Annotated in this window: 18 protein-coding genes and 3 tRNA genes; 18 read left to right on the top strand and 3 right to left on the bottom strand. The window is 67.3% G+C overall.

What is annotated here, in order from left to right:
* Nucleotides 1–117 precede the first annotated feature (117 nt).
* A complete protein-coding gene (locus AC1DBX_RS14455; protein WP_476932045.1) occupies nucleotides 118–519 on the top strand; it encodes a methyltransferase family protein in 402 nt (133 codons plus the stop codon).
* A 100-nt stretch (nucleotides 520–619) separates the two neighbouring features.
* Here the strand turns inward: AC1DBX_RS14455 and AC1DBX_RS14450 are convergent, their stop codons facing one another.
* Entirely contained in the window at nucleotides 620–1,639 is a 1,020-nt protein-coding gene (locus AC1DBX_RS14450) for a PHP domain-containing protein (RefSeq protein ID WP_476932044.1), read from the bottom strand.
* Nucleotides 1,640–1,839: 200 nt separating this feature from the next.
* On the opposite strand from AC1DBX_RS14450, the gene AC1DBX_RS14445 reads away from it, so the two are divergent.
* The 14 genes from AC1DBX_RS14445 (at nucleotide 1,840) to AC1DBX_RS14380 (ending at nucleotide 10,306) form a co-directional block, all read left to right on the top strand.
* Nucleotides 1,840–1,912 (top strand) — tRNA-Glu (locus AC1DBX_RS14445).
* Between the two features lie 105 nt (nucleotides 1,913–2,017).
* A tRNA-Asp gene (locus AC1DBX_RS14440) sits at nucleotides 2,018–2,091 on the top strand.
* A gap of 48 nt (nucleotides 2,092–2,139) precedes the next feature.
* Nucleotides 2,140–2,215, top strand: a tRNA-Phe gene (locus AC1DBX_RS14435).
* 231 nt (nucleotides 2,216–2,446) lie between these two features.
* Complete coding sequence (locus AC1DBX_RS14430) at nucleotides 2,447–2,920, top strand: hypothetical protein (protein ID WP_476859446.1); 474 nt, start codon at nucleotides 2,447–2,449, stop codon at nucleotides 2,918–2,920.
* A 196-nt stretch (nucleotides 2,921–3,116) separates the two neighbouring features.
* Nucleotides 3,117–3,638 carry an Asp23/Gls24 family envelope stress response protein gene (locus AC1DBX_RS14425; protein WP_230012588.1) on the top strand — a complete coding sequence of 174 codons (522 nt, stop codon included), beginning with the start codon at nucleotides 3,117–3,119 and terminating at the stop codon, nucleotides 3,636–3,638.
* Nucleotides 3,635–3,826: a hypothetical protein gene (locus AC1DBX_RS14420; RefSeq protein ID WP_223914590.1), complete on the top strand. Its 192-nt coding sequence runs from the start codon at nucleotides 3,635–3,637 to the stop codon at nucleotides 3,824–3,826. The genes AC1DBX_RS14425 and AC1DBX_RS14420 overlap by 4 nt, the downstream gene beginning before the upstream one ends.
* Complete coding sequence (locus AC1DBX_RS14415) at nucleotides 3,823–4,206, top strand: hypothetical protein (RefSeq protein WP_476851809.1); 384 nt, start codon at nucleotides 3,823–3,825, stop codon at nucleotides 4,204–4,206. The genes AC1DBX_RS14420 and AC1DBX_RS14415 overlap by 4 nt, the downstream gene beginning before the upstream one ends.
* Nucleotides 4,203–4,862, top strand: coding sequence for a hypothetical protein (locus tag AC1DBX_RS14410; protein WP_476859444.1), 660 nt, complete (start codon nucleotides 4,203–4,205; stop codon nucleotides 4,860–4,862). The genes AC1DBX_RS14415 and AC1DBX_RS14410 overlap by 4 nt, the downstream gene beginning before the upstream one ends.
* Nucleotides 4,859–5,470: a hypothetical protein gene (locus AC1DBX_RS14405; RefSeq protein ID WP_476859443.1), complete on the top strand. Its 612-nt coding sequence runs from the start codon at nucleotides 4,859–4,861 to the stop codon at nucleotides 5,468–5,470. Before AC1DBX_RS14410 ends, AC1DBX_RS14405 begins: the two co-directional genes overlap by 4 nt.
* Before the next feature lie 148 nt (nucleotides 5,471–5,618).
* Complete coding sequence (locus AC1DBX_RS14400) at nucleotides 5,619–6,902, top strand: ABC transporter substrate-binding protein (RefSeq protein ID WP_028277787.1); 1,284 nt, start codon at nucleotides 5,619–5,621, stop codon at nucleotides 6,900–6,902.
* Between the two features lie 7 nt (nucleotides 6,903–6,909).
* Entirely contained in the window at nucleotides 6,910–7,947 is a 1,038-nt protein-coding gene (locus AC1DBX_RS14395; RefSeq protein ID WP_026266860.1) for a carbohydrate ABC transporter permease, read from the top strand.
* A complete protein-coding gene (locus tag AC1DBX_RS14390) occupies nucleotides 7,944–8,843 on the top strand; it encodes a carbohydrate ABC transporter permease (RefSeq protein ID WP_223914586.1) in 900 nt (299 codons plus the stop codon). Before AC1DBX_RS14395 ends, AC1DBX_RS14390 begins: the two co-directional genes overlap by 4 nt.
* 10 nt (nucleotides 8,844–8,853) lie before the next feature.
* Nucleotides 8,854–9,108, top strand: coding sequence for a hypothetical protein (locus AC1DBX_RS14385; RefSeq protein ID WP_079552393.1), 255 nt, complete (start codon nucleotides 8,854–8,856; stop codon nucleotides 9,106–9,108).
* Between the two features lie 130 nt (nucleotides 9,109–9,238).
* Complete coding sequence (locus AC1DBX_RS14380) at nucleotides 9,239–10,306, top strand: LacI family DNA-binding transcriptional regulator (protein ID WP_476851805.1); 1,068 nt, start codon at nucleotides 9,239–9,241, stop codon at nucleotides 10,304–10,306.
* 16 nt (nucleotides 10,307–10,322) lie between these two features.
* Here AC1DBX_RS14380 and AC1DBX_RS14375 read toward each other — a convergent pair whose 3' ends face one another.
* Together AC1DBX_RS14375 and AC1DBX_RS14370 are read right to left on the bottom strand one after the other, a co-directional pair.
* Nucleotides 10,323–11,234 carry a DUF8083 family protein gene (locus AC1DBX_RS14375; RefSeq protein WP_476851804.1) on the bottom strand — a complete coding sequence of 304 codons (912 nt, stop codon included), beginning with the start codon at nucleotides 11,232–11,234 and terminating at the stop codon, nucleotides 10,323–10,325.
* Nucleotides 11,235–11,265: 31 nt separating this feature from the next.
* Complete coding sequence (locus tag AC1DBX_RS14370; protein WP_476859440.1) at nucleotides 11,266–12,072, bottom strand: exodeoxyribonuclease III; 807 nt, start codon at nucleotides 12,070–12,072, stop codon at nucleotides 11,266–11,268.
* Nucleotides 12,073–12,203: 131 nt separating this feature from the next.
* Here AC1DBX_RS14370 and AC1DBX_RS14365 point away from each other — a divergent pair, with 131 nt between their 5' ends.
* The 3 genes from AC1DBX_RS14365 to mmsB are packed head-to-tail and all read left to right on the top strand — an operon-like array spanning nucleotide 12,204 to nucleotide 15,803.
* Nucleotides 12,204–13,703, top strand: coding sequence for a CoA-acylating methylmalonate-semialdehyde dehydrogenase (locus AC1DBX_RS14365; protein WP_476856194.1), 1,500 nt, complete (start codon nucleotides 12,204–12,206; stop codon nucleotides 13,701–13,703).
* A complete protein-coding gene (locus AC1DBX_RS14360) occupies nucleotides 13,703–14,851 on the top strand; it encodes an enoyl-CoA hydratase/isomerase family protein (protein ID WP_476870141.1) in 1,149 nt (382 codons plus the stop codon). The genes AC1DBX_RS14365 and AC1DBX_RS14360 overlap by 1 nt, the downstream gene beginning before the upstream one ends.
* Nucleotides 14,844–15,803 carry a 3-hydroxyisobutyrate dehydrogenase gene (mmsB, locus tag AC1DBX_RS14355; protein WP_476851800.1) on the top strand — a complete coding sequence of 320 codons (960 nt, stop codon included), beginning with the start codon at nucleotides 14,844–14,846 and terminating at the stop codon, nucleotides 15,801–15,803. The genes AC1DBX_RS14360 and mmsB overlap by 8 nt, the downstream gene beginning before the upstream one ends.
* Nucleotides 15,804–15,866 lie beyond the last annotated feature (63 nt).

Below are 15,866 nucleotides of genomic sequence, written 5' to 3'. Positions count from 1 at the left end.
GGCGTGCAGCCATCGGCACAGCCGTCTTCGCGGTCGCCCCCGCAACCGCCGCCGGCGTGGTGCCGTGGCTGCTGACCCGCTGGAAAGTGGAGTCCCCGGTCCCCGGTCCCCGGCGGGGTGCCCGCGCAGACCGCGGGCGCCATGATGATCGGTGCGGGCGCTGCCGTCATCGCGAACTCCTTTGTGCATTTCGCCGTCGAAGGCATCGGGACCCCCGCGCCATTTGCCCCGCCCAGGCAACTGGTGGTTGGCGGCCTTTACCGGTACGTGCGGAATCCGATGTACGTGTCCATTGCCGCGGCCGTCGCGGGGCAGGGGCTCCTGCTGGGCCAGCCGAGGCTCTTCCTGGCCCTGGGCATCGGCGCCATCCCGGTGGTGGCATTCGTCCGGCTGTACGAGGAGCCGGCGCTGACCCGGAAATTCGGCGCGGCCTACGAGGAGTACCGCAGCAACGTCCCGCGCTGGCTGCCCAGGCCCACGCCGTGGCGGCCCAACGGGCCGGAGCCGTCCCGGCCCTAGGCCTCGGCGGGCAGGCATTGGCGGGCTGGGCATCCCCGGGCTGGGGTAGCCCTGGGCCCGGGTAGGCCTGGTGCCTGGGCCCAGAGCCACTGTCCGGCCGTTATTTGCCGCTTCCGGCCCACTCCAGCAGCCGATCCAGCGGCCAGGTGGTGACGATCCGCTCGGCGGGTACCCCGTTCGAGGCCGCGCGCTCGGCGCCGTACTGCAGGAAATCCAGCTGGCCCGGCGCATGGGCGTCGCTGTCGATGCTGAACAGACAGCCGGCGTCGAGGGCCAGCCGGATCAACTCGTCCGGCGGATCCTGCCGTTCGGGGCGGGAATTGATCTCGACGGCCACATTATTGCCGGCGCACGCCGCGAACACGCGCGCGGAGTCGAACTCGGACTGCGGGCGGGTTCCCCTCGACCCCTGCAGCAGCCGGCCGGTGCAGTGGCCGAGGACGTTCGTGTGCGGATCATTGATGGCGCCCAGCATCCGCTCGGTCATGGTGCGCCGGTCGGAGCGGAGCTTCGAGTGGACGCTCGCCACCACGATGTCCAGCCGGTCCAGCATCTCAGGGGACTGGTCCAGGGTGCCGTCCTCCAAGATGTCCACCTCGATCCCGGCCAGGAGGCGGAAGTCCCCGCCGTCCGCGTTGATGTCCGCAACAATGTCCAGCTGTTCCCGAAGGCGTTCGGCGCTCAGGCCGTTGGCGATCTTGAGGTTGGGGGAGTGGTCCGTCAGGGCGAGGTAATCCCGGCCCAGCGTCCGGGCGGCGTCAGCCATCAGTCCGATCGGGGACCCACCGTCGGACCAGTCGCTGTGGCTGTGCAGGTCCCCGCGGAGGGCCGAGCGCAGTTCGGCGCCGCCGGTCGCGAGGGGTTGCTGCCCGCGTTGGCGCAGATCCTCAAGATAGTCGGGCACGCCGCCGTCGACCGCCTGCCGGATGACCTCGAACGTTCTGTCGCCGATCCCCTTCATGCTCTTGAGCCTGCCGTTGCGTGCCCGCGCTGCGACCTCCTCCGGGTCCAGGGCGCCGATAATCCCGGCTGCCTTGCGGAACGCCTGGATCTTGAAGGTGGGGGCGAGCCCGCGTTCGAGCCAGAACGCAATCTCATTGAGGGCATCAACGGCATCCATCAGTCCATCTTGCACCCACTCTGCCCGGTCCCGCCCCCATCTTGGCCCGGCTTTGTATCGGCGGGAAGGGCCGATTTTGGATAATCCGGGGGTCTGCCCTTATAGTTTTATAGTCCAGTTCGGAGGAACCCGAAAGGACAAAAACGACAGGCTTCGGCCCTTAATTTTTGCCCTGATATGTTCCGACGGATGGCATCCTGGCCCCCATCGTCTAGCGGCCTAGGACACCGCCCTTTCACGGCGGCGGCACGGGTTCGAATCCCGTTGGGGGTACGCAAGGAACTGGTCAAACCGGGTGAAAAAGTCTGGTAGGCTAAAGGCCTTGAAAATCTGCGGTAGCGATATCGCAGGCAGCAAGAACAAGCAGTAAACAAGCAAGGCCCTGTAGCGCAGTTGGTTAGCGCGCCGCCCTGTCACGGCGGAGGTCGCGGGTTCAAGTCCCGTCAGGGTCGCTCTGATTGCCGGAAGAAATTCCGGCCTTCAAGGTGACATGTCACCTAGGCTCTGTAGCTCAGTTGGTAGAGCGTTCGACTGAAAATCGAAAGGTCACCGGATCGACGCCGGTCGGAGCCACCACTGGGAAGCATCAGTTCTTTGAGAACTGGTGCTTTTCTTCTTTAACACCCATCTGGTGCTCCGCTTTATCGACGGGGGAGGCGGGCGGCGAGGGGCGGCCGACGGCGGCGACCGTTTGGGGGCCGTCCAGCCGGCCGGGCTAGACTCGCACGCTGGGGAAAGAACACCAAGGCCGCCGGCAGCCCGGTCCGGGCAGGCGGCGTAATCTCAACCGAAAAGTGATTCTGCAACGTGACTTCGAAGAATATTGCCCGTCCTCTCGCCGCAACCGCCCTCCTCGCAGCCCTGGCGCTTACCGGGTGTTCGGCCCCGCAGGCCGGCAGCGCGCCTTCGTCCGCCGCGGGCACGTCCGCCGGGGGCGAGTCCACCGCTTCCGCGTCCGCCACGCCGAGCCCCAGCGGGACCTCGGGACCGTTCGGCGGCTTCACCAGCGCCGCCGAGGCGTGCTCCAAGATCTCGGAGCAGGCAACCGGCGCCACGCTCCTTCCGCTGTCGGCAGCCCAAGGCAAGACGGCGGAACTGGAACAGTTCAAAAAGGAGCTGGCCGCGACGGCCGAACGCGTCCCGGACAGCCTCAAGGCCGACTTCGCCAACCTCAAGGAGGTGGCCGTTGCCGGCGTCACCGACCAGACGGTCTTCTCCAGCGGAAAGCTCCAGGCCGCCATGGCGCCGGTCACGACCTGGATCGCCACCAACTGCAAGTAGGGGGTTCGGCCAGGCCAACGCCCGCGTCGGCCCCCGGCTGACATCCCGCAGCCGACAGATGGCTGGCCTTGTCCCCAATGCAGGCCGCCCGTTCCCGCCCCCACCTGCATGGACTGTGGGAACGGGTGCCGCAAGATTCCCCCACGCGCCCCAAGGCAGGGACTAGGGTTGTGTCAAAGAGAAGGGGGAGTGCGTTATGGAATACCAGAATTCTCAACCCGTCGCCGGTCCCGCGGCCGGTCAACACGTTGCCGGGCTCGCAGCCGGTCAGCCCGGTCCCGATGCCCTGGTCAGTCCTACAGACGGTCTGTCCGCGCCGGCCGGCACCGGCCGCACGGTCATAGCGGAAACTGCCGTCGCCAAGGTAGCGGGCATCGCCGCCCGATCGGTGCCCGGCGTCTATTCGTTGGGATCAGGACCCTCACGCGCCCTCGGGGCCATCCGCGACGCCGTCGGCAACGCTGATCACGCAGCGGGCGTCCGCGTGGAAGTCGGCGAAACGCAGGTCGCCGTGGACATCGATCTTGTTGCGGTGTACGGCACCCCCCTGCAGACCCTCGCGGACCAGGTCCGCGCCGTCGTCTACGCCGCCGTCGGGGAACTGGTGGGTCTCGAAGTGATCGAGGTCAATATCGAGATCAACGACGTTTATGTGCCCGGCCCGGCCAAACCGGCCGCGTCCGCCGAGGCCCGGCCAGTCAGGGAGGCAATCCAATGAGTCTGACGGTAGTGGGAATCGCCATGGGCGCCTTCGTGGCCTTCATGTCCTTCCAGTTCGGTGTCTGGGGCTTCCTCGGCTCCCTGTTCTTCATGGCCATTGGCGCCCTCCTGGGCCGGGCCGCAGAGGGGAAGCTGGACCTGCGAAGCGTGTTTGACGCCCTCACGGGCCGGCGTTCCTCCTCATGAGCATCACGGCAGAAGCGCCGATCCCCGGCGCCGCGGTGGCCGGGCACAACCGCATCAGCACCCAGGCCCTGACGAGCGTGGCCCGGGCGGCCGCGGGGGAGGCCCTCGGTGTCCCGGCGCACGACGTCCGCGCCGACTGGTCGGACGATGACGGGCTGCTCGCCCTGTCGCTTGTCATGCCCGTCGCGGTCCCGAATCTCACCGCTGTGGTCCGGGACCCCGGCCGCGTCGCCGGATTCGGCGGTTCCATCTGGGAGCGTGCCGTCGCAGCCAAGGCCGAGATTCTGCGCCGCGTGACGGAACTGACCGGAGCGCAGCTGAGCCGGGTGGACATCCGCATCAGCGGGGCCGCCGTGCGCGGGGGAGGCCGGGTACATTGAGCCAGGACACCCAGAACGCCGGGATCGACTCCGCCGGGCACGACGCCGATGCGGTGCAGGGGAGCGCGCCGTTGGGTTCCGGCGCCGCGGGCATGGGCCGGATAGTGAAACGGGAGACGCACACATCGCGCGCTGTTGTGTCCGTGATCGCGGCCGGTCTGGTCATGGCCGTGTTCGGCTATGCGCTGCTTGAGACCGGGGTCCGTGCGATCGGGCAACCGCCGTGGCTCGTGGATCCGCAGACCGCGGCCGAGCGGGTAGTCGCGCTCCCGGCGGGAATCCCGCCGCTTCTGCTCGGCGTCACGGGCGCTGTGATCGCGATGGCCGGATTGTTCTTCTTCCTCAATGCCGTGCTGCCCGGCCGGCGGGCACGCCACCTGCTCCCGGACCGCCGGGCCGCCGTCGTGGTGGACGATGAGGTGATCGCCGCTGCCCTGGCGCGCCGGGCCCGGCTGGCCGCCAACGTGGCCAAGGAACAGGTGATGGTGGTCGTGTCGCGGAACCGGATCACGGTCAACGTCCGGCCGACCTCCGGTGTGCCGCTGCGCCCGGACGCCGTCCTGGAGGCTGTGCGCCGGGAAGTGGAGGAAATGGGCCCCTGGCCGATGCCGGAAGTGCGGATCCAGGTATCCACAGCCGGGGTGGTGGGGGCATGAACAACACCCCCCGGGCGCTGAACCGCGTACTGATTGGCATCCTTGGCATCCTGCTCCTCGCCATCGGCGTCCTCCTGATACTGCTTGCAAGCGTCCCGGCCGTGGGCGTGTGGTGGCATGAGTGGGCCGGCGGCGTCCTGAGCTTCTGGCTCGATTTGTTCGAACGGACGCAATTCCCCCGCCGCCAGGGGAGCTGGCTGTGGCTTGCCATCTGCGTGGCGCTGCTGGTGGTGATTGGCCTGATGATCGCCTGGATTGCCCAACAGGGTACGGGCCGGACCAGCCTGCTCGTGGCAGAGGAGGACCCGGGTGAAGTGCCCGGCAACGTCGGAATCAGCGGCGGCGTGGCGGAGCAGACGCTCCGCGCGGCGCTGGCGGACCGGCCCGACCTGGCCGGCGTCACGGTCGCCGCCTACAAGATCAGCGGTGAGCCGGCCCTCAAGATCCGGGTGGAACCGCGCCAGGGCGTCGCCCCGCACCGGCTCGCCGCCGAAGTTTCCGCCCTGGTAGAGGCGCTCGACGCGGTGATCGGCAAACGCACCCCGGTGCTGATCCACATCGGATCCGGCGCGCGGTCGCGGTTCGGCCGTTCCGAGCGGGTCCGCTGAGGTGGCCGGCCGACGGGCCACGGAATCTCCTTTGCATAAAGGTTTCATGTAAACGCTTGCATTCCGGACTGCCTGTTGATTACTGTGATGGTCGGCACACCATCAGTACGGCCGTTTTTCACCGGTACTCAGCGAGGAGCACTCCAGTATGAAAACCCGCAATTTCCTACTTCCCGTCGCCACGGCAGGCATTTTGGCTATCACCCTTTCGGCGTGTGGCGGCGGAGGTGGCGGCACTACCAGCGGCAGCGACGCCGCCTCGCAGGGCCTGGACGGGCGCGGCCCCATTACTTACGTTCAGGGCAAGGACAACAGCAACGTGGTCCGCCCGCTGATCGACAAGTGGAACGCCGCCCACCCGAACGAAAAGGTCACCTTCAAGGAGCAGACCGACCAGGCCGACCAGCAGCACGACGACCTCGTCCAGCACTTCCAGGCCAAGGACCCCGGCTACGACGTCGCGAGCGTCGACGTCGTCTGGACCGCCGAATTCGCCGCCAAGGGCTGGCTGCAGCCGCTCAAGGACAAGATGGCGCTGGACACCTCGGCCATGCTGAAGCCGACCGTTGATGCCGCTTCCTACAAGGGCACGCTGTATGCGGCACCGGAATCATCCGACGGCGGCATCCTGTACTACCGCAAGGACCTGGTCCCCACGCCCCCGAAGACCTGGGACGAGATGATGAGCATGTGCTCCATCGCCAAGACCAACAACATCGGCTGCTACTCCGGCCAGTTCAAGAAGTATGAGGGGCTGACCGTCAACGCCTCCGAGGCAATCAACTCCGCCGGCGGAGCCGTGCTGGACGAGAACGGCAAGCCCAACCTGCTCACCGCGGAGGCAAAGGCCGGCATGGCCAACCTGACCAAGGCCTACGCAGACGGCTCGATCCCGAAGGAAGCCATCACGTTCCAGGAAGAGGAAAGCCGCCAGGCATTCCAGGACGGCAAGCTGCTGTTCCTGCGCAACTGGCCCTACGTCTACAACCTGGCCACCACCGAAGGCTCCTCCAAGGTCAAGGACGTCCTGGGCATGACCGCACTCCCCGGCAAGACCGGTCCGGGCGCCTCGTCCCTCGGCGGCCACAGCGCCGCGATCAGCGTCTACTCCAAGAACAAGGCCACCGCGGTGGACTTCCTGAAGTTCCTCACCACCGAAGAGACCCAGAAGTTCTTCGCCACGCAGGGTTCGCTCGCACCGGTGCTCGGCAAGCTCTACGACGACAAGGAGCTCGTCGCCAAGCTGCCGTACCTGCCGGTCCTGAAGACCTCGATCGAGAACGCCGTGCCGCGCCCGGTCACCCCGTTCTACCCGGCCGTCACCAAGGCCATCCAGGAAAACGCGTACTCGGCCATCAAGGGCGAGAAGACTGTAGACGCGGCCCTGTCCGACATGCAGAAGTCCATCGAGTCCGCTAGCGCGGGACAGTAGGTCCATCATGGCAACTGAAGTAGGCCCGACGTCGGTCAAGGCACCGGCGTCGGGCGGGGCACCGATCCACCACGCACCCAAGGGTGTTGGGGAGGACAACCGCATCGCGACGCAGGGGCGCTGGGCAGCTTGGCTGCTGGCGCCGACCATCCTCGCATTGTCGGTAGTGATCGTGTATCCGATCATCACCGCCATTGTGATGTCATTCCAGAAGGATGCCGGTCTGGACCCCGCTACGGGTCTCTTCGTTGAGGGTGGCCCGGCCGGCTTCTCGAACTACTACAACTGGATTTTCCAGCAATGCCCGGCACCGTCCGGCGGAACCGTTGACTGCCCGCCGGGAACCCTCGGCGCGCAGTTCTGGTCCGCCACCGGCACCACGTTCTTCTTCACCATCGTGACGGTGGCACTGGAGACCGTGCTCGGCTTCTGGATGGCCGTCATCATGGCACGGGCCTTCAAGGGCCGCAGCCTGGTCCGTGCAGCCGTCCTGGTGCCGTGGGCCATCCCCACCGCCGTGACGGCCAAGCTGTGGCTGTTCATCTTCGCCTTCGAAGGCATCGGCAACAAGCTCTTCAACACCACCGTCCTATGGACCGGCAGCGAATGGCCGGCCAGGTGGGCCGTGATCATCGCGGACGTCTGGAAGACCACGCCGTTCATGGCGCTGTTGATTCTTGCCGGCCTGCAGATGATTCCCGCGGAAGTGTACGAGGCGGCCAAGGTCGACGGCGCCTCAGCCTGGCAGCGGTTCCGGATGATCACCCTGCCGCTGGTGAAACCGGCGCTCATGGTGGCCATCCTGTTCCGCACCCTGGACGCGCTGCGCATGTTCGACCTCCCATACATCCTGACCGGCGGAGCGAACAACACCACCACGCTCTCCATCCTGGTGATCAACCAGATCAGGCAGGGCTTCAACGCGGCGGCGGCTTTGTCCACCATCACGTTCATCATCATCTTTCTGGTGGCTTTCATCTTCGTGCGCTTCCTCGGAGCGAACGTGGTGGAGCAGCAGACCGGCGCAGGTAAGGGGAAGAAATGACCGCCGCGACGAGCGCCGCAACCGAGCTGCGCGCAGAGCAGGACCGGGGGCGGAAGGCCGCGCAGAACCGCGAGAAGTGGGCCCAGAGCCGGACCTACATCAGTGCGGTCGTGATCCTCTTCTGGTGCCTGGCTCCGGCCTACTGGATGGTGGTGACGGCGTTCCGCGACGTCGGCTACACCTACGACACCTCGATCCTGCCGACTCACATCACGCTGGACAACTTCAAGACGGCGTTCGACACGTCCTTCGGCAACCACTTTGGCCAGGCACTGCTGAACAGCTTGTTCATCGGCACCGTCGTCACCCTGGTGTCGCTGGTGATCGGCGTGTTTGCCGCCTACGCACTGGCCCGCTTGAACTTCAAGTTCAAGTACCTTGTGCTGGGCTTCATCCTGGGCGCTTCCATGTTCCCCGGCGTCGCCCTCATCACCCCGCTGTTCCAGCTCTTCACGAACATCGGCTGGATGGGCACCTACCAGGCCCTGATCATCCCGAACATCTCGTTCGTGCTGCCGCTGACGGTCTACACCATGACCTCCTTCTTCCGGGAGATGCCGTGGGAGCTCGAGGAATCGGCCCGGGTGGACGGCTGCACGCAGGGACAGGCCTTCCGGAAGGTCATCATGCCGCTGGCCGCACCGGCCATCTTCACGACCGCCATCCTGGCCTTCATCTCATCGTGGAATGAATTCCTGATCGCCAGCCAGCTTTCGTCCGACGCAACGCAGCCGGTCACCGTGGCCATTGCGAGCTTCGCCGGTGCGCAGCCGAACCAGATTCCGTACACCGCCATCATGGCTGCGGGCACTATTGTGACCATTCCCTTGGTCATCCTGGTGCTGGTGTTCCAGCGTAAGATTGTCGCGGGCCTCACGGCCGGCGCGGTTAAGTGACTGAGGCGTGATGACTGACGAGCAGAACCAGGGTCACGTGCCGGCGACGCGTCGAAAGGTGCGCTCCGGCGAGGACTTCGACATCATCATCGGGTTCCTCGGCTTTTGGGCCGTGGTGCTGCTGGTGGTCACTGTCTGGATGGAAGTGACCGCCCAGCCAGCCCTCTTCTGGGCCCTGGGTCTGCTCGCCATGTTGCTGGCCCTCTACGGGATGATCCGGCTGCGCCGGCGTTTGCCGCGCCGGACGGCCAGCCGGCACTCCTAGCAGGGGGACAGCAGCCGGGCAGGAGCCGGGCAGCAGCCGGGCAGGATTATTCAGCCGCCGGGGGGAGGCGGACGCAACACGTCTGCGGGCAGCCGCCAGGCTTCCACGGACCGTTAATTAGGGGGCACAGGTGGCACGGACGGAACGGGCGCAGCGCGGAGGCCACTCGGGCGTCAGCATTGAGGATGTCGCCGCCGCTGCGGGCGTGTCAACGGCCACCGTATCCCGTGCCGTCCGGGGACTGCCCCGTGTTTCCCCGGCAACCCGCGAGAAGATCCTCGGCATCGCCGAATCCTTGGGCTACGTCGCGTCGTCCTCGGCGTCCGGCCTGGCGACGGGCCGGACCAAAACCATCGGCGTCCTGGCCCCGTTCGTCAGCCGCTGGTTCTTCTCCAAGGCCATCGAGGGAGCCGACCGGGAACTCCACTCCCGGCAGTACAACCTTTCCCTCTTCAACCTCGGCGGCCACGGCAGCCACCGTGAGCGGCTCTTCAGCAAGACCATGGTCTACAAGCAGATCGACGCCCTGCTGGTCCTCTGCATGGCGCTCACCCACGAGGAAATCGAGCATCTCCAGAAAATCGACATCCCGCTGGTGGTGGTGGGAGGCCACGTCGAGGAGTGCCCCTACATCGGCATCGACGACTACGCCGCGGCCGCCACCGCAGTGCGCCACCTGATCGGGCTGGGCCACACGGACATCGCGCTCCTGCACGGCGACGACGAAACCGACCTCAACTTCGACGTCCCCAGGGTCCGGATCCAGGCTTTCCACGACATCATGGGCGAGTCGCGGCTGCCCGTCCGGGCCGAATGGGACCTCTGGGGGGACTTCACCGTCCGCAGCGGTCAGGAGGCATTCCGCCGCCTCTGGGCCACCGGCGGTGCCAAGCCCACAGCAATCTTCTGCGCCTCCGATGAGATGGCCATGGGCGTCATCTTCGAGGCCAACAAAGCCGGTGTGCGCGTCCCGGAGGACCTCTCGGTCATCGGCATCGACGACCACGACTTCGCCGAGGCCATGGGCCTGACCACAGTCGGGCAGCGCCCGGACCAGCAGGCCGAACTCGGCACCAAAATGCTGCTGGACGAGCTTGACGGCATTTCCGGCTCCGTGCAGTCCGCTGTGGCGCCGCACCGGCTGATTATCCGGACGACGACGGCGCCGCCGCTGCGCCAGTCCGCGCGGCTCAGCTAGCGGAGTTCGGGCCGCGCTAGGACGCGCGGGCCAGCTGGCGGATCGGCACCCAACGCGAGGCCAGCCGGCGGTAGGCCGCGGCGGCGCCGGTCATGTCCCCCTCCGCCAGGCACTCGATGCCGAGGCGTACGTCCAGCGGCGAATCATCCGGATAGACCTTGTCTGCCACCCCGCCGTAGTCGAGTTCCACCGCCGAGTCCGGGTGGAAGAGCTCAAGCCATTCCGTTAACTGGGTCAGGTCCTCAAGCATGTCGAGATCGGGCGCGGCGAGGGCCAGGTGCGCCACCGCATAGCTCACCCGCTCCAGCGCGTTGCTGATGCCGGCGCGGATGCGGACCGTCACAATGTGGCCGTCGGCTTCGACGACGTCGGTGGGATCCGATTCCTGGAAAAGGCAGAACCAGCTGAACGGAATGCCCCACGTGGACGCCCTGGTGTGGACCCGGCTCAGGCCATCGTGGGCGCGCACCTCATCAATGCGTTCCTGGTGTTTGTCCCGCTGTTCTTCCGGGATCAGCAGCTGGGCCAGGGGCCCGTGGATGCCTTCCATCAGGGCATTGGCGGCCAGCCCGGCGCGGAGGACCAGCTGGCTGGGGCAGTACAGCAACCGGTCGGGCTGCGGGGCGGCCGCAGTCCCGGACGTGGCGGCGTCGTGCGCTGCGCCGGACGGGGCCCGCCTGGCCGGGGCCGCGACAACGCGCACCAGATCGGTCCGGCCGGTGGGAAACGGATCCCCGTCGGGCCGGGTGATGCGGCCCAGGGACGCCAGGAGCTCAGCGTTCTCCACAGCCGCGCGGGACGCCTGGCCGGCGCCGGCGGCCTCCAGGGTCTTCCGTTGCTGTTCGGGGAACGCCTCGAGGGGCTCGTAGATCCGGAGCGCGGAAGAGAACGGCAGCCCGGACTGTCCGTGGTAGATGCTCCCCGTCATTGGATCACGACGCTTCCCTGGCCGGCAGCCATTAGTCCGCCAGTTCCGCAATCACCGGGGCATGGTCCGAGGCGCCCTTGCCCTTGCGCTCCTCGCGGTCGATCATCGCACCGGTGACCCGTGCCGCCAGGGCCGGGGAGGCGAGGATGAAGTCGATCCGCATGCCCTCCTTTTTCGGGAAGCGGAGCTGCGTGTAATCCCAGTAGGTGTAGACGCCGGGCCCCGGGGTGTGCGGGCGGACGACATCCTGGAAGCCGGCCTCCTCGAAGGCATGGAAGGCGGCCCGCTCAGGTTCACTGACGTGGGTGAGGCCTCCGGAGCGGAAGTAGTCGATGTCCCAGACGTCATCATCCAGGGGTGCGATATTGAAGTCGCCCATCAGCGCAATCTGCGCCTCGGGGTCCTCCTTGACCCAGGTGCCGGCGTGGTTTTTCAGGATGTCCAGCCAGTTGAGCTTGTAGGGCATGTGCTCATCGTCGAGGGCGCGGCCGTTCGGGACATAGAGGCTCCAGACCCGGACGCCGCCGCACGTGGCGCCGATGGCGCGGGCCTCCTGCACGGCGTCCTTGCCGCTCTTGCCGAACACGGGCTGGTCCAGGAAGGTGCGTTCGACGTCGTCGAGTCCCACCCGGGAGGCGATCGCGACGCCGTTCCACTGGCTCAGGCCGAAGTGCGCCACCTCGTAGCCCATGTTCTCGAAGAGCTCCCAGGGGAAGTTCTCGTCCTTGCATTTGGTTTCCTGGATGGCCAGGACGTCGCAGTCCGTGCGCTGAAGCCAGGACTCCACACGGTCGGCGCGGGCACGGAGCGAGTTCACATTCCAGGTAGCAATCTTCACAGTCCCTAACTTACCGAACTTGGCCCCCGGACGAAGCCGCCGGCCGGCTCCGTCCTCTGGAAATTAGTAGGAAGTCCGAGTATATTCGGCTGCAGAGATGATCTAGGTCACATGCAAAGGAGCATTCGGTCATGGTTCGAGAACTATCCCATTACATTGACGGGCAGCGGGTTGAGGGAACCTCCGGCCGGTTCAGCGACGTCTATGATCCCTGCACCGGCGAGGTCCAGGCCCGGCTGCCGCTGGCCAGCACCGAGGAGGTGCGCAACGTCATCGCCAGCGCCGAAAAGGGGCAGGTGGAATGGGCCGCGATGAATCCGCAGCGCCGCGGCCGGATCCTGCTCAAGTTCGTGGACCTGGTCAACGAGCACATGGACGAACTCGCCACCCTGCTGTCCTCCGAGCACGGCAAGACCTTCCCGGACGCCAAGGGCGACATCCAGCGCGGCATCGAAGTGGTCGAGTTCGCCGCCGGCGCCCCGCACCTGCTCAAGGGCGAGTTCTCGGACAACGCCGGAACCGGCGTCGACGTGCACTCGATGCGCCAGCCCCTCGGCGTCGTAGCCGGCATCACGCCGTTCAACTTCCCGGCCATGATCCCGCTGTGGAAGTCCGGGCCGGCGCTCGCCGCCGGCAACGCCTTTATCCTCAAGCCCTCCGAACGGGATCCCTCCGTGCCGCTGCGGCTGGCCGAGCTCTTCACCGAAGCGGGCCTCCCCGACGGCGTCTTCAACGTCGTCAACGGGGACAAGGAAGCGGTGGACGCGCTGCTGGAGGATCCCCGGGTCCAGGCCATCGGGTTCGTCGGCTCCACGCCCATTGCCCAGTACATCTACGCCACCGCCGCGGCGAACGGCAAGCGCGCGCAGTGCTTCGGCGGCGCCAAGAACCACATGGTGATCATGCCCGACGCGGACCTGGACATGGCCGCGGACGCCCTGATCGGGGCAGGCTTCGGCTCCGCGGGCGAGCGCTGCATGGCGATTTCGGTGGCCGTTCCGGTGGGCCAGAAGACCGCGGACGTCCTCGTGGAGAAGCTGCAGGAGCGGATCGCCGGCCTCAAGGTCGGCCACAGCCTCGCCAAGGACTCCGATTTCGGCCCGGTGGTGGCGGCCTCCGCGAAGGACCGGATCGAAGGCTACATCGCCTCCGGCGTCGAAGAAGGTGCGAGCCTGGTGACCGATGGCCGCGGCCTGAAGGTGGAAGGCTACGACGGCGGCTTCTGGATCGGACCCACGCTGTTCGACAACGTCACGAAGGACATGAAGATCTACAAGGAGGAAATCTTCGGCCCGGTCCTCAGCGTGCTCCGCGCCGAAGACTACGACGAGGCCCTCCGGCTCTGCAGCGAACACGAGTTCGGCAACGGCGTGGCCATCTTCACCCGCGACGGCGACGCCGCCCGGGACTTCGCCAGCCGGGTCCAGGTGGGCATGGTGGGCATCAACGTCCCCATCCCCGTGCCGATTGCTTACTACACCTTTGGCGGCTGGAAGGCGTCCGGATTCGGCGACCTCAACCAGCACGGGGCCGACGCCTTCCGCTTCTACACGAAGACCAAGACGGTCACCAGCCGCTGGCCGTCCGGTATCCGCCAGGGCGCCAGCTTCATCATGCCGGAAGGCAGCTGATGGGGGCGGACGTTGCGCGGGTAGCGGACAGTGGAGCAGCGGCAGGCGAACCCTTGGCCGGGGAAGCAGGGGAAGTGACGTTTGAACGGCGCGGCCACCTCGGCGTCGTGACCCTCAACCGGCCCGCGGCCGTCAACGCCCTGACGGCCGGCATGGCCGCCGCGATGCTCGAACAGCTCACGCTCTGGGCCGACGACGACGCCGTGGCTGCGGTGCTGGTCCGCGGCGCCGGGGACCGGGGCCTCTGCGCCGGCGGTGACATCGTGGCCATCTACCGGGACATGCTCGACGGCGGGGACGCCACCGCAGACTTCTGGGCCGTCGAGTACCGGCTGAACCTGCTCATCTCCGAATACCCCAAGCCGTACGTCGCGTTCATGGACGGGCTGGTGTTGGGCGGCGGCGTGGGGATCTCGGCCCACGGCTCCGTACGGATCGTCACCGAACGCACCCGCACGGGCATGCCCGAAACGACGATCGGGTTTGTTCCCGACGTCGGCGGCACCCTGCTGCTCTCCGGCTCGCCGGGGGAGACCGGCACCCATGCGGCCCTGACCGGAGCCCACCTGAGCGGCGCGGACGCACTGTTCCTGGGCCTCGCCGACTGCTTCGTGCCCTCCGGCCGTTTGCCGGGCCTGGCGGCAGCGCTCGAAACCGAGGCGGCCGAGGCCGCTGTGGCCCGATTCGCCGAACCGGCACCGGCTTCAGTCCTGGCCGCACAGCAGGAATGGATCGACGCCTGCTACTCCAGCGACGACGCCGAGGAAATCCTGCGCCGGCTGCGGGCCTTCGGTGGAGAGGCGGGCGGGGAGGCCGCCGCAGCCGCTGACACCATCGAGGCCAAGTCGCCGACGGCGGTCAAGGTGGCGCTGGAATCCCTGCGCCGGGTCCGCGGCCTGAGCCTGGAGCAGGCGCTGGAGCAGGAGTACCGCGTCGGCCTGCGCTTCCTTGACGGCCCGGACTTCCGCGAGGGCATCCGCGCCCAGGTGGTGGACAAGGACCGCAATCCCCGCTGGAAGCCCGCCACCCTTGCCGAGGTCACCGGGACGGACGTCGCGGCCTACTTCGCCCCGCTGGGCGGGCGCGAACTGAAACTCTCTCCGAAAGAGAACAACGCGGAGAACAACAAGGAGAAGAACCATGTCTGACGCAGGAGCCCCGGATACCGGCACCATCGCCTTCCTCGGCCTGGGCCACATGGGCGGCCCCATGGCCGTCAACCTGGTCAAGGCCGGCTACCGGGTGACCGGCTTCGACGTCGTGCCGGCGGCCCTGGACGCCGCCCGGGAGCACGGCATTCCCACTGCCGGGACGGCTGTCGAGGCGGCGGCGGGCGCCGCCGTCGTGCTGACCATGCTGCCCAGCGGCAAGCACCTCCTTGACGCCTACCGCGGCACGGGCGGTACGCCCGGCCTGCTCGAAGCCGCCGCCCCGGGCACCATGTTCCTGGATTGCTCCACCATCAACGTGGACGAGGCCCGCGAGGCCGCAGAACTCGCGGTCGCGGCCGGCCACCGCGCCGTCGACGCCCCCGTGTCCGGAGGCGTGGTGGGCGCCGAGGCCGGCACGCTCACATTCATGGTCGGTGCCCTCCCGGAGGACTTCGTGGCCGTCAATCCGCTGCTGGAAGTCATGGGCAAGCGGGTGGTCCACTGCGGCGCGCACGGTGCCGGCCAGGCGGCCAAGATCTGCAACAACATGATCCTGGGCGTCTCGATGATCGCCGTCAGTGAGGCCTTTGTGCTGGGCGAGAAGCTCGGCCTGACCCACCAGGCGCTGTTCGACGTCGCTTCCGCCGCCTCGGGACAGTGCTGGGCGCTGACCACCAATTGCCCCGTGCCCGGTCCGGTCCCGACGAGCCCCGCCAACCGGGACTACCAGCCTGGCTTCGCCGGGGCGCTCATGGCCAAGGACCTCAACCTGGCCCTCAACGCGTTGCAGAGCACCGGCGTCGCGGCCCGGCTCGGGCCGCTCGCGGCCGAAATTTACGATACGTTTGCCGCGGAAGGCGGTGCCGGCCGGGACTTCTCGGGCATCATCACCGACATCCGGGAAAAGTCGGAAGCAGGCAAATCCGAGGCAGGCACGGCCGGGCACTAGTCCCGGACCGAAGCCAACGCGCAACATCAGAACCAGAACCAGACCAGCACCACCGAAGGGGAC

It is taken from the genome of Arthrobacter sp. 10N44_2, from assembly GCF_056394385.1.
This window is presented reverse-complemented; position numbering and strand designations above follow the sequence as displayed.

Excerpts from the sequence above, each read along its gene's own strand:
- AC1DBX_RS14375 (WP_476851804.1), bottom strand. The coding sequence starts at position 11,234 with ATGACGGGGAGCATCTACCACGGACAGTCCGGGCTGCCGTTCTCTTCC.
- AC1DBX_RS14450 (WP_476932044.1), bottom strand. The coding sequence starts at position 1,639 with ATGGATGCCGTTGATGCCCTCAATGAGATTGCGTTCTGGCTCGAACGC.
- AC1DBX_RS14405 (WP_476859443.1), top strand. The coding sequence starts at position 4,859 with ATGAACAACACCCCCCGGGCGCTGAACCGCGTACTGATTGGCATCCTT.
- AC1DBX_RS14395 (WP_026266860.1), top strand. The coding sequence starts at position 6,910 with ATGGCAACTGAAGTAGGCCCGACGTCGGTCAAGGCACCGGCGTCGGGC.
- AC1DBX_RS14425 (WP_230012588.1), top strand. The coding sequence starts at position 3,117 with ATGGAATACCAGAATTCTCAACCCGTCGCCGGTCCCGCGGCCGGTCAA.
- mmsB (WP_476851800.1), top strand. The coding sequence starts at position 14,844 with ATGTCTGACGCAGGAGCCCCGGATACCGGCACCATCGCCTTCCTCGGC.
- AC1DBX_RS14415 (WP_476851809.1), top strand. The coding sequence starts at position 3,823 with ATGAGCATCACGGCAGAAGCGCCGATCCCCGGCGCCGCGGTGGCCGGG.
- AC1DBX_RS14360 (WP_476870141.1), top strand. The coding sequence starts at position 13,703 with ATGGGGGCGGACGTTGCGCGGGTAGCGGACAGTGGAGCAGCGGCAGGC.
- AC1DBX_RS14400 (WP_028277787.1), top strand. The coding sequence starts at position 5,619 with ATGAAAACCCGCAATTTCCTACTTCCCGTCGCCACGGCAGGCATTTTG.
- AC1DBX_RS14365 (WP_476856194.1), top strand. The coding sequence starts at position 12,204 with ATGGTTCGAGAACTATCCCATTACATTGACGGGCAGCGGGTTGAGGGA.
- AC1DBX_RS14385 (WP_079552393.1), top strand. The coding sequence starts at position 8,854 with ATGACTGACGAGCAGAACCAGGGTCACGTGCCGGCGACGCGTCGAAAG.
- AC1DBX_RS14420 (WP_223914590.1), top strand. The coding sequence starts at position 3,635 with ATGAGTCTGACGGTAGTGGGAATCGCCATGGGCGCCTTCGTGGCCTTC.
- AC1DBX_RS14390 (WP_223914586.1), top strand. The coding sequence starts at position 7,944 with ATGACCGCCGCGACGAGCGCCGCAACCGAGCTGCGCGCAGAGCAGGAC.